Here is a 14,992-nt window from a genome sequence, read left to right on the forward strand (position 1 = left end):
CGATCAGGGGTTGCTGCGCCAGCCGGTAATGCCGATGACGATCATCCGTAGCTGCTTGACCGCCGTCTGACGAATCTCGTCGATGGCCTCGGGGGTCTGTGCGTCCTCGAGCGCCTCGGCGATCACGATCATCGAGTTCACGAACAACTGCGCGAGCACGTTGAGGTCGTCGGTACTCCAGGTGTTGAGCCCCGGGAAGCGCGCAAGGTCGGTGGCGAGTTCGGAGGTGACGAGCCGGAACTCGGTGCGAATGGCGTAGCGCAGCACGGTCACGCCGCTCGAGCGTTCGCGACCGATGAACGTCCAGTGCTCGCGGCGTTCGGTGACGCTGGCGACCACGATCTCGACGGACGATTCGATGACCCGGCTGGGGTCGAGCTTGCCGGCGCGGGCACCGCGCAGCATGTCGCGCAAGGTCCGGAACGATTCGTCGATCAGGACCAGCCCGAGCGCCTCCATCGATTCGAAGTGGCGGTAGAACGCACCCGGAACGATGCCCGCCTCGCGGGTCACCTCGCGCAGGCTCAGGCCGCTGAAGCTGCGTTCGTCGAGAAGCTTGAGTGCGGCGGCCACGATCGCCCGGCGAGTCGCTTCTTTGCGCTCCTCGCGGGACGGTCCTTCACGGCTCCGCGACCGGCTCGACCGGTGCGGCCGTGAGCTAGGCGCACGACTGTTCACCGTGTGAACCGTAACACAGACCTGGGAAAACCCTTGACGAAGTGCACTATCTGCACGCACCGTATACACATGTTCACTCAAACTTTGAAGCAGCGAGTACTGGGTTCCGATCTGGTCAACCTGCTCACCGGTCCGCATGGCGTTGACCGGTACACCGAGGTCGTAGACGCCGCATGGACGCGCGCCGAGGGCCGCGGCAAGGTCGTCGAGGTGCGCCGCGACACCCCGCGCAGCGTCACCCTGGTGCTGGTCCCGAATCAAGCGTTCACCGACACGGTGTCCGCAGGGCAGTACGTCAATGTCGCGGTCGAGATCGACGGCCGCCGCCACACCCGGTGTTACTCGCCGGCCAACGCCGAGGGCGCCGCACACATCGAACTGACCGTCGGCAAGCATCACGGTGGCCTGGTTTCGACCTACCTGTACGAGCACGCACGCCCCGGCATGGTCGTCGGACTGACTGCAGTCGGTGGCGACTTCGTCCTCCCGGCCCAGCGTCCCCGCCGCATCCTGTTCGTCTCCGGCGGCAGCGGGATCACCCCCGTCATCGCGATGCTGCGCACGTTGATTGACGAGGGCCACGCCGGCGAGATCGCGTTCGTGCATTACGCGCGCAACCGCGCCGCCGCGAACTATCACGACGAGCTCGCCGCGATGCCCGGTGTTCGGGTGCTGCACGGCTACAGCCGTTCGGACGACGGCGACCTGCAGGGCCACTTCGGCGCAGACCACCTGGCGGCCGCCATGCCTGAGCCCGACGCCGTGTTTGTCTGCGGCCCAGCGCCTTTGGTCGATGCGGTCCGCGAGCACTGCCCGAACGCGCGATCGGAGAGCTTTGTTCCGCCGGCGTTCGACATTCCGGTCGAGCCGTCCGGCGGACGAGTCATGTTCGCGGACAGCGCTATTGAGGTCACCGACGACGGCCGCTCGCTGCTCGAGCAGGCGGAGTCGGCCGGCCTGAACCCTGCCAGTGGATGCCGGATGGGCATCTGCCACACCTGCACCCGTCGCAAGACCAGCGGCGTGGTGCGCAACCTGACCAGCGGCGCGGTGTCGACCACCCCCGACGAGGACGTGCAGATCTGTGTGTCCGTCCCGGTCGGCGACGTCGACATCGCACTCTAAAGGAGGCTTCGACATGACACAGCCCAAAATCACCCTGACCCCCGAGCAGGCCGACGCGTTCGGCGCCGAGCTCGACGCCATCAAAGATCGCGTGATGGCCGACCTCGGCCAGCGCGACGCCGACTACATCCGCAAGGTCATCAAGGCGCAGCGCGGCCTCGAGGTCGGTGGCCGCGCGTTGCTGATGGCCGGCATTTTCCCGCCCGCCTGGCTGGCCGGCACCGCCATGCTGGGGATCTCAAAGATCCTCGACAACATGGAGATCGGCCACAACATCATGCACGGCCAGTACGACTGGATGCGTGATCCGTCGATCCGCGGCCAGGAGTTCGAGTGGGACACCGCGTGCCCGGCCGACCAGTGGCGGCACTCGCACAACTACATGCACCACACCCACACCAACATCGTCGGTATGGACCGCGACATCGGCTACGGCATCCTGCGGATGAGCGAGGACCAGCCGTGGCGGCCCTACTACCTGGGCAACCCGGTGTACGCCTTCCTGTTGATGGTGCTGTTCCAGTACGGGGTGGCGCTGCATGAGATGGAAAGCGAGCGCATCACCTCCGGCGAGATTCGGCTGGCGGACAAACGCGAGATCCTGCAAGAGATCTGGCGCAAGACCCGCAAGCAGGTGCTCAAGGACTATGTGGCCTTCCCGCTGCTGGCCGGACCGTTCGCCCCGTTCGTGTTCACGGGCAACTTGACCGCCAACCTGATGCGCAACGTGTGGTCTTACATGATCATCTTCTGCGGCCACTTCCCGGATGGCACACAGGAATTCACCATCGAGGAGACCCAGGGCGAGTCCCGCGGGATGTGGTACTTCCGTCAGGTTCTCGGTTCGGCGAACCTGACCGGGGGCAAGCTCTTCCACATTCTGTCCGGTCACCTGTCACACCAGATCGAGCACCACCTGTTCCCGGACATGCCGGCGCACCGCTACTCCGAGATCGCCGGCGAAGTGCAGGAGATCTGCAAGCGCTACGGCATTCCGTACAACTCGGGCTCGTTGCCCAAGCAATTCGGCACCGTCGTGCGCAAGATCCTCAAGCTGGCCCTGCCGCCCAAGGACCGCGACGGTCATGTCGCGCCGAAGGAACGGGAACGCGTCGCAGCCTGATCGGCTACGTTGCCAGTCATGGTGCAGATGCCCGAGCTCGACGGTGTCGATCACAAGTACATCGACCTGGGCGACGGGGTGACGATCCACATCGCCGACGCGGGTCCGGCCGAGGGCCCGCCGGTGATGCTGGTGCACGGCTTCCCGGAGAACTGGTGGGAGTGGCACGAGTTGATCGGTCCGCTGGTCGCCGACGGATACCGCGTGCTGTGCCCCGACTTACGCGGCGCCGGTTGGAGTTCCGCGCCGCGCTCGCGCTATCTGAAGAACGACATGGCCGACGACCTGGCGGCCGTACTGGACCGGTTGGGCGTCGGGCCGGTGAAGCTGGTGGCCCACGACTGGGGCGGGCCGGTGGCGTTCATCATGATGCTGCGCCACCCGGCGAAGGTATCCGGCTTCTTCGGCCTCAATACCGCCGCGCCGTTCGTGAAGCGCGACCTGTCGTCGATTCGCAACATCTGGCGATTCTGGTACCAGATCCCGATGCTGCTGCCGGTCATCGGGCCGCGGCTGATCGCCGATCGCAAGGCTCGCTACTTCAACATGCTGGCGTCCTGGGTGGGCGGCGGATTCCGGGTGCCCGACGAGAACGTCGCGCTGTACGTCGAGTGCATGCGTCAACCGGGGCACGGGGTCGCCGGCTCGCGGTGGTACCGGACTTTCCAGAGCACCGAGATGTTGCGTTGGCTACGAGGCGAATTCAACAACGCCCGGGTCCAGGTCCCGGTCCGCTGGCTGAGCGGCACGGCCGACCCGGTGCTCACGCCTGACCTGATCGACGGCTACGGCGAGCACATCGACGACTTCGAGGTCGAGTTGGTCGACGGGGTCGGTCACTGGATCGTCGAGCAGCGACCGGACCTGGTGCTGGACCGGCTGCGAAAGTTCTTGGCGGCGTAGCTCAGTAGCGGTAGCCGAGCAGCGCGATCGCGGCCTGCACGCCGGGCTCGACGATGTCGCGCGGACTGTGTCCGTCCTCGACCACCTGCGCCGTCAGCTCGCGCAGCCCGCCGACCAGGATCACCGCCTTCGCCTCGGTCAGCGGTGGAAGGTCGGCGCTGCGCATCGACGGGGTGTCGCTGAGGCTGACCAGCAGGCTGGTCAGCAGTTGGGTATTGCGCCGCTGCGACGGTCGCGCGGCGGCATCCAGCGACGGCAGTTCGCGAATCCAGGCCAGGGTGAGCCCGGGCGTCGACTCGATGTGCTCGACGTAGGCCTCGACGGCCTGCCGAATCTGGTTCTGCCAGTTGGCCTTCGGATCGACCGCGGCGCTGATGCGCTCGCCGAGCATTTCGACGCTGGCGTGCAGCAGTTCGTGGAAGCACTCCTCTTTGCCGGCGAACTGGTCGTAGAACGTGCGCTTGGAGGTGCGGGCGTGCCGGACGATGTCGGCCACCGTGCTGGCGCGGTAGCCGCGCTCGTCGATCGCGGCGGCCAGGCCGTCGAGTAACCGTTGCCGGAACGGGTCGATGTCCGCCGACGCGGAAGTGGCGTCGTGCGCGACGGTTGCCTCCACGTCGCCCCCTTTGGACGTCAACCCTTGCCAGCGCTTGGTACCAGACGGTACCGTACCTGACAGAAACGTGGTACGGCGCAGTACCACGCGGCGACGTTGGGAGTTCACCGCCATGAGCACCGTCGAGACACACGTGGCGCCGTCCACGTCTGCCATCAACTTGCCACCCGGGCCGCGGCTGCCAAAGCCACTGCAAGGCTTGACGTTCGCGCTGTTCCGGCGCCAGTTTGTGCAGCTCGCGTCGGAACGCTACGGAGATGTCTTCTCGTGCCACGTGCCGATCTACGGGCCGATGGTGGTGGTCGCCAATCCGCAGCTGGCCAAGCAGATCTTTACCACCAGCCCCGATGTCCTCGGCAACATCCAGCCCAACCTGAGCCGGCTACTCGGCTCGGGATCGGTGTTCGCGCTGGACCGCGACGACCACCGGCAACGCCGCCGGTTGCTGGCGCCGCCGTTCCACGGCAGGAGCATCACGAACTACGAGACGATCATCGAAGAGGAGACGCTGCGCGAGATCGCCGACTGGCCGGAGCGCACGCCGTTCGCGACGTTGCCGTCCACGATGCGGATCACCCTCAACGCCATTCTGCGGGCGGTCTTCGGCGCCGAGGGTGCCGAACTCGACGAGCTGCGCCGGATCATCCCGCCGTGGGTGACGCTGGGCTCGCGGCTGGCGACGCTGCCCAAACCCCCTCGTACGTACGGCCGTTACACGCCGTGGGGTCGGCTCAAGGAGTGGCGGGCCCGCTACGACGCCGTCATCGACAAGCTGATCGACGACGAACGCGGCGACCCGTACTTCGACGACCGCAACGATGTGCTGGCGATGATGCTGCGCAGCACCTACGAGGACGGCACGGCGATGAGCCGCGAAGACATCGGCGACGAGCTGCTGACCCTGCTCGCGGCCGGACACGAAACCACCGCCTCCGCGCTCGCGTGGACCTTCGAGCGGGTGAGTCGCCATCCAGGGGTGCTCAGCGCCCTCGCGGCCGAGGCGGTCACCGACGACAACGAGCTACGCCAGGCGACGATCCTCGAAACGCAGCGCAGCCGAACGGTTATCGACGCTGTCGGCCGGCACGTCTACGCGCCGACCTACGAACTCGGCGACTGGTCGGTCCCCCGCCACCACACCCTCATCGTCAGCATTGCGCGGCTGCACGGCGACCCCGAGTTGTTCCCCGACCCCGAACGATTCGACCCGCAACGATTCGTCGGGACCAAGCCGCCCAGCTTTTCGTGGATACCCTACGGCGGCGGTACCCGGCGCTGTGTCGGAGCCGTGTTCGCCAACGTGGAGATGGACGTGGTGCTGCGAACGGTGTTGCGCCACTTCACGATCGAGGCAACCACCGCGCCGGACGAGCGGATCCACGCGCGCGGCGTCGCCTATACGCCAAAGGACGGCGGAAAGATCACCGTTCGTCGGCGCTAAGATCTTCGATCGTGACCGATCAGCTTGTCGAAACGATGAACGCCGCTCTGGGATCGACGATCCCGACCGCGAAGAACATGGGTGTGCACGTCGTGGAGGCCCGCCGCGGCTTCGCCGCCGCCACCGTCCCGGTCGAGGGCAACGGCAACCACTTCGGCGTGATCTATGCCGGCGTGCAGTTCACCGTGGCCGAAATACTCGGCGGCATTATCAGTCTCAGCACCTTCGACAGTTCGAAGTATTTTCCGTTGGTCAAGAACCTCGACATCTCGTTCGTCGGGATGGCCAAGTCGGAGTTACGGGCCGAGGCCAGCCTGGACGACGAGACGATCGCGCGGATCGAGGCCGAGGCGGCTGAGCGCGGCAAGTCCGATTTCACGCTCGAGGCGACGGTGACCGACGCCGACGGCAAGACCGTCGCCACCACCAAGGGGCTGTATCAGCTTCGCGCGATCGGGCGTTAGCCGCCGTTGCCCGCCGTAAACCAGAAGTGAGGGTCGCGGCTTGGCGGCAATCGCAGCCCTGGGTTCTGTTTCGCGGAGCTAGCTGTCGACGCTCGCGCGCCGCGGCAGCTTCCAGTCCGGCCGGATGTAGTGGCAGGTGTACCCGCTCGGGTAGTGCTCCAGATAGTCCTGGTGCTCGGGTTCGGCCTGCCAGAAGTCACCGGCGGGGCTGACTTCGGTCACGACCTTCCCCGGCCACAAGCCGGACGCCTCGACGTCGGCGATGGTGTCCAGCGCGACGCGGTGCTGGTCCTCGTCGACGTAGAAGATCGCCGAACGGTAGCTGGGGCCGACGTCGTTGCCCTGCCGGTTCTTCGTGGTGGGGTCGTGAATCTGGAAGAAGAACTCCAGGATGTTGCGGAAATTGGTCGCGGCCGGGTCGTAGACGATCTCGATCGCCTCGGCGTGCGTGCCGTGGTTGCGGTAGGTCGCGTTCGGGACGCTCGGGTCGCCGGTGTAGCCGACCCGGGTGGACACCACGCCGACCTGCTTACGGATCAGGTCCTGCATGCCCCAGAAGCAGCCGCCGGCCAGGATTGCCTTGCTGTAGTCCGTCATCTCTCCGATTATCCAGATGCTCGACAAACCGCGGTAGAACGTGTTCTAGTTTCTCGGGTGAAGCCTGTTTTCAGCCGTGACGAACTCGCCGCCGCGTTCGCCACATTCGAGCAGACCGTCGCCCACGCCGCCGCAACCCAGAACTGGGACGAGTGGGTGCAGCACTACACCCCGGACGTCGACTACATCGAGCACGCCGCCGGCACCATGAAGGGCCGCGACGAGGTTCGAACGTGGATCCGCGCGACGATGTCGACCTTCCCGGGCAGTCACATGACCGAGTTCCCGTCGCTGTGGTCGGTAATCGACGAATCGACCGGCCGGATCATCTGCGAGTTGGACAACCCGATGCGCGATCCCGGGGACGGCACGATCATCAGCGCCACCAACATCTCGATCGTCACCTACGCGGGCGACGGGAAGTGGTCGCAGCAAGAAGACATTTACAACCCGCTGCGCTTCCTGCAGGCCGGCGTCAAATGGTGCAAGAAAGCGGAGAAGCTCGGAACGCTGGACGATGACGCGGCCCGCTGGATGCAGACCTACGGCGGCATGCAGTGAGCGGCGCCAGTAGTAAGCCCAAGTTGGTCATCGGCGCCAACGGGTTCCTGGGCTCGCACGTCACGCGCCAACTCGTGGCGACCGGCGCCGAAGTTCGCGTCATGGTCCGCCCGAATGCGAACACCCGCAACATCGACGATCTCGATGTCACCCGGTTCCACGGCGACGTCTTCGATGCCGCCACCGTGCGTGAGGCCATGCGGGGCTGTGACCAGGTGTACTACTGCGTCGTCGACACCCGGGCCTGGCTGCAGGACCCGGCCCCGCTGTTTCACACCAACGTCGAGGGCTTGCGTAACGTCCTGAATGTCGCTGTCGAGCAACAGATTTCAGAAACGCTGATCCGATTCGTGTTCACCAGCACCTATGCGACGATGGCCCGGCGGCACGGCCACGTCGCGACCGAGGACGAGCGGATCGACCGCCGCAATCTCACGCCGTACGTCGAATCCCGGGTTCAGGCAGAGGACCTGGTGCTGCAGTACGCCGCCGAGAAGGGTCTGCCCGCCGTTGCCATGTGCGTGTCGACCACCTACGGCGACGGCGACTGGGGCCGCACCCCGCACGGCGCCTTCATCGCGGGTGCGGTCTTCGGCAAACTGCCCTTCACGATGAACGGCATCCAGCTCGAGGTCGTCGGTGTCGACGACGCGGCGAAGGCCATGTTGATGGCCGCGGAACGGGGCCGCAACGGCGAGCGATACATCATCTCCGAGCGGATGATCGCGCTCAAGGATGTGGTCGCGATCGCGGCCGACGAGGCCGGGGTGCCCGCGCCGCGGCGGTCCATTTCGGTACCCGTGCTGTATGCGATGGGCCTGCTGGGCAGCCTGCGCGCCCGGTTGACGGGCAAGGACGCGGAACTCAGCATGCAGTCCGTGCGGATGATGCGGGCCGAGGCGCCAGTCGATCACGGCAAGGCCACCCGTGAACTGGGTTGGGAACCAAGGCCGGTCGAGGAGTCGATCCGCGAGGCGGCGCGATTCTGGGCCGGCATCAAGAATGCCAAGCGCAGTAGTAGGGCCGCGCCCGCAGACTGACGGCGGCCGGCTGTCCCGACGCCACATCTTCCGGGAATTGCAAGGGAAATCCCTGTATCGCCGCGGCCCTCCGGCGACTGAGAATGTGCGATCGAACCCGGCGTATGGCCGGCTCCTGGTGAGGGAAGAACGATGGCACGTCGGGTCGACATTCACGCGCGCGGTGGCGCTTTCGCGCGGGCGTGCGGTCTGGTCGCGGCGCTATACGCGATCGCGGCAGGCTTGCCGGCGACCTCACCGGCCGCGGTCGACGTCGGGCACGTGCCGGGGGTGTTCGGCGAACCGGCCGTCGCGGCCCGGTTTTGGCGCGAACAACACACCTCCGACTGCGCGGAGCTGGCGGTGGCGGACGTGGTCGGTGAAATCACCGGTCGCGAGCCGTCCGAACAGGACGTCACGACGATGGCCGAGACAACGCCGAGCGTCTCCGGCACCGGCTCGATCTGGCAGCCGTGGGGCTTCACCGACATTCAGGATGTGCCAATACTGCTCGGGCACTACGGAATTACCGCGGAGAATATGCGTACCGACATCGACGGGTTGAAGCGAATGCTAGGGACCGGCCGTCGGATCATCGCGCACGTCAATGCCGAAACTCTCTGGAACCGGCCTGCGCATCGCGAGATCGCCGACCACTTCGTCGTCGTGACGGGTATCGACACCTGGACCGGGATGGTCCATCTCAACGACAGCGCCATCGCTACCGGCCGCAACGAGGTCGTCCCGATCGCGGTCTTCGAGCAGGCCTGGGCGACGAACCGGCGAGCGGCCACCATCACGCGCTGACTGTTTTGGCGACAGCAAACTCCGCGTGTCTGATGTAACCGCAGTGATTCTTGTTACATAGTGTGACGCATGGTGAAGCAGTGGCCAGTGCGCTGATGCATGCCGCCAGGTTGAACTCTGGCTACCATACCAAAAGGTATGGTAGCGTCCCGCGGATGGCGCCGAGGCCGCGGACGGGCTCGCACACCGGACACGTGATGCGAGGGTGACGGCAACGGCGCCCGTCGGTCTCGTTGGGTACGTGCGCGACCAGCTCATCCCGCCGCTGACCACCGTCGGCGGGTTCGCCCGGATGTGTACGCTCGCCGGAAAAGCGTTGTTCCGGCCGCCTTTTCACTGGAACGAGTTCATCGTCCAGACCTGGTTCATCACCCGAGTCGCTTTGCTACCCACCATTGCGGTCTCGATTCCGCTGACCGTCCTGATCGTCTTCACCCTCAACACGTTGCTGGCAGCCTTTGGCGCAGCGGATATTTCGGGTGCGGGTGCTGCGCTCGGCGCCGTGACCCAGCTCGGCCCGCTGACCACCGTGCTCGTGGTGGCCGGCGCCGGGTCGACGGCAATCTGCGCGGATCTGGGCGCGCGCACCATCCGTGAGGAGATCGACGCGCTCGAGGTGCTCGGCATCGATCCGATTCACCGGCTGGTGGTACCGCGGGTGGCCGCCGCAACCGTCGTTGCGACGCTGCTCAACGGGACCGTGATCACCATCGGCCTGGTGGGTGGATTCCTGTTCGGCGTGAAGCTCCAAAACGTCTCGGGCGGGGCCTATCTCGCGACCCTGACCCTGGTCACCGGTCTGCCCGAGGTGCTCATCGCGACCATCAAGGCCGCGATCTTCGGCGCGATCGCGGGCTTGGTCGGCTGCTATCGGGGACTGACGACCAAAGGCGGACCTAAGGGTGTCGGTGTCGCCGTCAACGAAACCCTGGTGCTCTGCGTGCTCGCGCTGTTCGCGGTCAACGTCGTGCTGACCACCATCGGCGTCCGGTTCGGAACGGGTCGCTGAGATGTCGACCGCTGCCGTCGTTCGCGCGCGCTACCCGCGCACGGTAGCCCGGGTCAATCACTATGGCGGCGGTGCGATCCGGGGCATCAACAGAGCCGGGCAGCTCACCCGGTTCTCGGTCAACAGTGCGTGGTCGACGGGGTGGGCGCTGCGCCGCTACCGTCGCGAGACGCTGCGCCTGATCGCACAGATCGGCATGGGCACCGGAGCGATGGCCGTCGTCGGCGGAACCGCCGCGATCGTGGGATTTGTGACGCTGTCCGGTGGTTCGCTGATCGCCATCCAGGGGTTCGCATCGCTGGGCAACATCGGCGTCGAGGCGTTCACCGGGTTCTTCGCCGCCCTGGCCAACGTGCGGGACGTCACCGCGGTGGTGACCGGCGTTGCGCTGGCCGCGACCGTGGGTGCCGGCGCCACCGCGGAACTGGGCGCGATGCGGATCAGCGAAGAGATCGATGCGCTCGAAGTCATGGGCATTAAGTCGGTGGCATTCCTGGTCTCGACCCGACTGATGGCCGGACTGGTAGTGGTCGTACCGCTTTACGCGATGGCACTGGTGATGTCGTTTCTGTCCGGACAGGTTGTCACGACACTGTTTTACGGTCAGTCGGCCGGCACCTACGAGCATTACTTCCGCACATTCCTGCGCACCGAGGACGTGTTCTGGTCCGGTGGCGAGGTCATCGTGATGGCGGTGATCGTGATGATCACGCATTGCTACTACGGCTACACCGCCAGTGGCGGGCCGGTGGGCGTCGGTGAGGCGGTCGGCCGGTCGATGCGTTTCTCGTTGGTGTCCACCGTGATCGTCGTCCTGCTGACGTCGCTGGCGCTGTACGGCGTCGACCCGAACTTCAATCTGACGGTGTGAGCGGTGGCGACGAAAGAGCGTAAGGTCCAGACCTGGCCGGACACTGCCGCTGGTATCGGGCTCTTCGTGGCATGTGCGGTGCTACTTGCCTTGATATACGGGCAGTTTCGCGGCGACTTCACGCCCAAGACCACGCTCACGATGCTCGCTGCGCGCGCCGGCTTGGTGATGGACCAGGGTTCGAAGGTCACCTACAACGGAGTGAGCATCGGCCGGGTGGCCGGCATCTCCGAGGTGGAGCACCGCGGGAAGCCGGCTGCGCGCTTCACCCTCGACGTGGACCCCGAGTTCGTCGACCTCATTCCGAGCAACGTCGTCGCGAAGATCCAGGCCACCACGGTCTTCGGCAACAAGTACGTGTCATTCACTTCGCCGAAAGATCCATCACCGCAACCGATTACGTCATCCACGGTGATCGATGCGACGTCGGTCACGACGGAGTTCAACACGGTCTTCGAGACGATCGTCGGGCTGGTGGACAACGTCGACCCGGTCAAGGTGAACATGACGCTCAGCGCCGCGGCGCAAGCGCTGAGCGGCCTGGGCGACAAGTTCGGCCAGTCGATCGTCAACGGCAACAAGATTCTCGACCACGTCAACCCGCGGATGCCGTTGATCCACCACGACATTCGCCAACTCGCCGCGCTCGCCGACACCTACGCCAAGGCGGCGCCCGACCTCTTCGACGCCATCGACAACGCCGTGACCACCGCCCGCACGCTGAACCATCACCAGGCCGAACTCGACGCGGCACTCCTGGCGGCGGTTGGCTTCGCCAACAACGCGAATGACGTGTTCACGCGCAGCCAGCCCTACCTGGAACGCCTTGCGGCTGACCTGAAGCCGACCGCCAAACTGCTCGACACCTACAGTCCGCAGGCGTTCTGCACCATCCGCAACTTCGCCGACGTCGCCCCCAAGGTCGCACAGCTCGAAAGCGGTAACCACTACGCGGCTCAACTCGGTGTATCGATCACCGGCTCGGAGAATCCGTATGTGTACCCCGACAACCTGCCCAGAGTGAACGGCCGAGGCGGACCATTCGGCAAGCCGGGATGTTGGCAGCCGATCACCCGCGACCTGTGGCCGGCGCCTTACCTGGTGATGGATTCCGGCAACAGCATCGCGCCGTACAACCACTTCGAACTCGGCCAGCCGCTGGCCAACGAGTACGTGTGGGGCCGCCAGTACGGGGAGTACACGATCAACCCATGAAAATGCGCGGAACCGTCGCCCGGCTCGCTGCGGTCGTGGCTGTCCAATTGTTCTTCACCGCAATCATTGTCGTGGTGTTCGGGCAGATTCGCTTCGACCGCACCAATACCTATGCCGCGGAATTCAGTAACGCCAGCGGGCTGCGGGCGGGCCAGTTCGTCCGAGCCTCCGGCGTGGAGGTCGGCAAAGTCAAGAAGGTGGACCTCGTCGAGGGGGACAAGCGAATTCGAGTCGAGTTCGCGGTCGATCGCTCGGTGCAGCTCTATCAGTCGACCACCGCGCAGATTCGCTACCAGGACCTGATCGGCAACCGCTACCTCGAAATCAGCCGCGGCACCGGTGACAATGCCGAAAAGACGCTGCCGCCAGGCGGATTCATCCCGCTGTCGCGCACCCAGCCGGCGCTCGACCTCGATGCCCTGATCGGCGGCTTCAAGCCGCTATTCCGATCTCTGAATCCGCAGAAGGTCAACTCGATCGCGTCGTCGATCATCACCGTCTTCCAGGGTGAGGGCGGCACCATCAACGACATTCTCGACCAGACAGCGCAATTGACCGAGACTTTGGCCGAGAGCGACCAGACCATCGGCGACGTGATCCACAACCTGAACACCGTGCTGGACACCACGGAACGCCACCAAGACCAACTCGACTCCACCATCGACAAATTCGAGGGTCTTATCACCGGCCTGAAGGATCGAGCCTCCCCGCTTGCCGACGGCGCCGCGCACATCAGTAACGCAGCGGGCACGGTGGCCGACCTGCTCGCCGACAACCGGGCTCTCGTACGTAACGCGGTCACCCATCTGGAAACCCTTGCCGGGCCGCTGTATGACGAACGCGAGCGGGTCGGGGATCTGGTGGGCAAGGTCCCCGCGGCGTTCAACACCATCGGCCGCGCCGCCGGCATCTACGGCGACTTCTTCAACTTCTACCTCTGCGACCTCTCACTCAAGGTCAACGGGTTGCAGCCGGGCGGGCCGGTTCGCTCGGTCAAGCTGCTCACTCAGCCGTCGGGCAGGTGCACGCTGCAATGAGAACACTGCAGCCCGCCAACCGGGTCCGGGTCGGAACGCTGGCCATCGCCATCGTGGTCCTCGTTGTCGGTGTGGGGCAAAGCTTCGGCAGCCTGCCCGTGCTGTTCGCGACCGCGAGCTACTACGCCCAATTCAGTGACTCGGCCGGCGTCAGCAAGGGTGACAAGGTGCGCATCGTCGGCAAAGACGTCGGCACCGTCCAGGACATGTCGATCGACGGCGACCACATCCTGATGAGGTTCACCACCGGCACGCACACGATCGGCACCGAGAGCCGGGTGTCGATTCGTACCGACACCCTGCTGGGCAAGAAGGTTCTCGAGATCGAGCCCCGGGGTGCCAAGGTACTGCAACCGAACGACGTGCTGCCGCTGGGCCAGAGCACCACGCCCTATCAGGTGTACGACGCGTTCTTCGACGTCACCAACGCCGCCTCCGGTTGGAATATCGACACCGTCAAAGAGTCGCTGAATGTGCTGTCGCGCACCATCAATCAGACTTATCCGCACCTGAGTGCCGCGCTCGACGGGGTGTCCAAGTTCTCCGACATCATCGGCAAACGTGACGACGAGCTCAAACACCTGCTGGCCGAGGCCCGCAAGGTTGCGGGTGTCCTCGGCGATCGCAGCAAGCAGATCAACTCCCTGCTGCGCAACACGCAGACCTTGCTCGCCGCGTTCAACGAGCGTGGCAAGGCGATCGCGGCGCTGCTGGCCAACGTGTCGGCATTCTCGACCCAAGTGCAGGGGTTGATCAACGACAACCCGAACCTGCACCACCTGCTCGAGCAGTTACGCGGTGTCACCGACGTTCTGGCACAACACAAGAACGACCTGGTATCCGTGTTGAACACACTGCGCAACTACACCGCGGCACTCAGCGAGGCCGTCGGGTCGGGACCGTATTTCAAGGTGATGATCGGCAACCTGCTGCCGTACCAGATCCTGCAGCCGTGGGTCGACGCGGCATTCAAAAAGCGCGGTATCGATCCCGAAAACTTCTGGCGTAGTGCGGGATTGCCCGCATTCCGATACCCGGACCCGAATGGAAAGCGGTTCCCCAACGGCGCGCCGCCGCCGGCGCCGCGGGTGCTCGAGGGCACCCCGGATCACCCGGGACCCGCCGTGGCGCCCGGTTCACCGTGCTCGTACGCGCCGCCGGCGGAGATGTCGCCGCGACCGGGCAATCCGCTGCCGTGTGCGGGCGTCGACCAGAACCAGGGCCCATTCGGTCCCAACGGGCCATACCCGATTCTGCCGGAGGTACTTTCGTTACCACCCAACCCGCAGGGCCCGCAGCCGTCCCCGGGCGTGCCGGACGCCGGGTTGCCTGGCGCCCCGGTGCCGAACGCGCCGGGCATACCGGTGCCGCTGCCGCCGAAAGCGCCGCCGGGGGCGCGACGGGACGGCTTCGTCCCCACCGCTCCGCTGCCGCCCGCCGTCGCACCCGCGCCGTCGCCGCCACCGGGCCCCGGCCCGCAACTACCGGCTCCATTCCTCACGCCCGGCGGGAACGGGGGATAACGG

16 protein-coding genes are annotated in these 14,992 nt (G+C 65.6%); 13 read left to right on the forward strand and 3 right to left on the reverse strand.

Annotated elements, in window-relative coordinates; translation table 11 throughout:
* Positions 1 to 3 precede the first annotated feature (3 nt).
* The gene (locus PT015_RS18845) at positions 4 to 678 is read right to left on the reverse strand and encodes a TetR family transcriptional regulator (protein ID WP_285186457.1); all 675 of its coding nucleotides are present in this window, start codon (positions 676 to 678) and stop codon (positions 4 to 6) included.
* 69 nt (positions 679 to 747) lie between these two features.
* Here PT015_RS18845 and PT015_RS18850 point away from each other — a divergent pair, with 69 nt between their 5' ends.
* From PT015_RS18850 to PT015_RS18860, 3 genes are read left to right on the forward strand one after another with little or no spacing between them, the layout of a single operon-like run.
* Positions 748 to 1,803 carry a ferredoxin reductase gene (locus PT015_RS18850; RefSeq protein ID WP_285186458.1) on the forward strand — a complete coding sequence of 352 codons (1,056 nt, stop codon included), beginning with the start codon at positions 748 to 750 and terminating at the stop codon, positions 1,801 to 1,803.
* Between the two features lie 13 nt (positions 1,804 to 1,816).
* Positions 1,817 to 2,926, forward strand: a complete 1,110-nt coding sequence (locus PT015_RS18855) for a fatty acid desaturase family protein (RefSeq protein WP_285186460.1) — start codon at positions 1,817 to 1,819, stop codon at positions 2,924 to 2,926.
* An 18-nt stretch (positions 2,927 to 2,944) separates the two neighbouring features.
* On the forward strand, positions 2,945 to 3,829 hold the full coding sequence (locus PT015_RS18860) for an alpha/beta fold hydrolase (RefSeq protein ID WP_285186461.1): 885 nt from the start codon (positions 2,945 to 2,947) through the stop codon (positions 3,827 to 3,829).
* 1 nt (position 3,830) lies between these two features.
* Here PT015_RS18860 and PT015_RS18865 read toward each other — a convergent pair whose 3' ends face one another.
* Positions 3,831 to 4,445, reverse strand: a complete 615-nt coding sequence (locus tag PT015_RS18865) for a TetR/AcrR family transcriptional regulator (RefSeq protein ID WP_285186463.1) — start codon at positions 4,443 to 4,445, stop codon at positions 3,831 to 3,833.
* Between the two features lie 112 nt (positions 4,446 to 4,557).
* Here PT015_RS18865 and PT015_RS18870 point away from each other — a divergent pair, with 112 nt between their 5' ends.
* Positions 4,558 to 5,886: a cytochrome P450 gene (locus tag PT015_RS18870; RefSeq protein ID WP_285186464.1), complete on the forward strand. Its 1,329-nt coding sequence runs from the start codon at positions 4,558 to 4,560 to the stop codon at positions 5,884 to 5,886.
* Positions 5,887 to 5,897: 11 nt separating this feature from the next.
* On the forward strand, positions 5,898 to 6,350 hold the full coding sequence (locus PT015_RS18875) for a PaaI family thioesterase (RefSeq protein WP_390887860.1): 453 nt from the start codon (positions 5,898 to 5,900) through the stop codon (positions 6,348 to 6,350).
* Between the two features lie 78 nt (positions 6,351 to 6,428).
* Here PT015_RS18875 and msrA read toward each other — a convergent pair whose 3' ends face one another.
* Positions 6,429 to 6,947 carry a peptide-methionine (S)-S-oxide reductase MsrA gene (gene msrA / locus PT015_RS18880; RefSeq protein WP_285186465.1) on the reverse strand — a complete coding sequence of 173 codons (519 nt, stop codon included), beginning with the start codon at positions 6,945 to 6,947 and terminating at the stop codon, positions 6,429 to 6,431.
* Between the two features lie 57 nt (positions 6,948 to 7,004).
* Here msrA and PT015_RS18885 point away from each other — a divergent pair, with 57 nt between their 5' ends.
* The 8 genes from PT015_RS18885 to PT015_RS18920 all read left to right on the forward strand — a co-directional run bounded on the left by PT015_RS18885 (position 7,005) and on the right by PT015_RS18920 (position 14,989).
* Positions 7,005 to 7,508, forward strand: a complete 504-nt coding sequence (locus PT015_RS18885; RefSeq protein WP_285186466.1) for a nuclear transport factor 2 family protein — start codon at positions 7,005 to 7,007, stop codon at positions 7,506 to 7,508.
* The gene (locus tag PT015_RS18890) at positions 7,505 to 8,548 is read left to right on the forward strand and encodes an NAD-dependent epimerase/dehydratase family protein (protein WP_285186467.1); all 1,044 of its coding nucleotides are present in this window, start codon (positions 7,505 to 7,507) and stop codon (positions 8,546 to 8,548) included. The genes PT015_RS18885 and PT015_RS18890 overlap by 4 nt, the downstream gene beginning before the upstream one ends.
* Positions 8,549 to 8,680: 132 nt before the next feature.
* Positions 8,681 to 9,334 (forward strand): C39 family peptidase, encoded by a 654-nt coding sequence (locus PT015_RS18895; RefSeq protein WP_285186468.1) that lies wholly within the window; start codon positions 8,681 to 8,683, stop codon positions 9,332 to 9,334.
* A gap of 241 nt (positions 9,335 to 9,575) precedes the next feature.
* Positions 9,576 to 10,343: an MlaE family ABC transporter permease gene (locus PT015_RS18900; protein ID WP_390887861.1), complete on the forward strand. Its 768-nt coding sequence runs from the start codon at positions 9,576 to 9,578 to the stop codon at positions 10,341 to 10,343.
* Position 10,344: 1 nt separating this feature from the next.
* On the forward strand, positions 10,345 to 11,214 hold the full coding sequence (locus PT015_RS18905; RefSeq protein WP_285186470.1) for an MlaE family ABC transporter permease: 870 nt from the start codon (positions 10,345 to 10,347) through the stop codon (positions 11,212 to 11,214).
* A 3-nt stretch (positions 11,215 to 11,217) separates the two neighbouring features.
* Positions 11,218 to 12,429: an MCE family protein gene (locus PT015_RS18910; protein ID WP_285186471.1), complete on the forward strand. Its 1,212-nt coding sequence runs from the start codon at positions 11,218 to 11,220 to the stop codon at positions 12,427 to 12,429.
* Entirely contained in the window at positions 12,426 to 13,466 is a 1,041-nt protein-coding gene (locus tag PT015_RS18915; protein ID WP_285186472.1) for an MCE family protein, read from the forward strand. The genes PT015_RS18910 and PT015_RS18915 overlap by 4 nt, the downstream gene beginning before the upstream one ends.
* Positions 13,463 to 14,989 (forward strand): MCE family protein, encoded by a 1,527-nt coding sequence (locus PT015_RS18920; RefSeq protein ID WP_285186473.1) that lies wholly within the window; start codon positions 13,463 to 13,465, stop codon positions 14,987 to 14,989. Before PT015_RS18915 ends, PT015_RS18920 begins: the two co-directional genes overlap by 4 nt.
* Positions 14,990 to 14,992: the final 3 nt, after the last annotated feature.

This window comes from Candidatus Mycobacterium wuenschmannii, assembly GCF_030252325.1.
GTDB lineage: Bacteria > Actinomycetota > Actinomycetes > Mycobacteriales > Mycobacteriaceae > Mycobacterium > Mycobacterium wuenschmannii.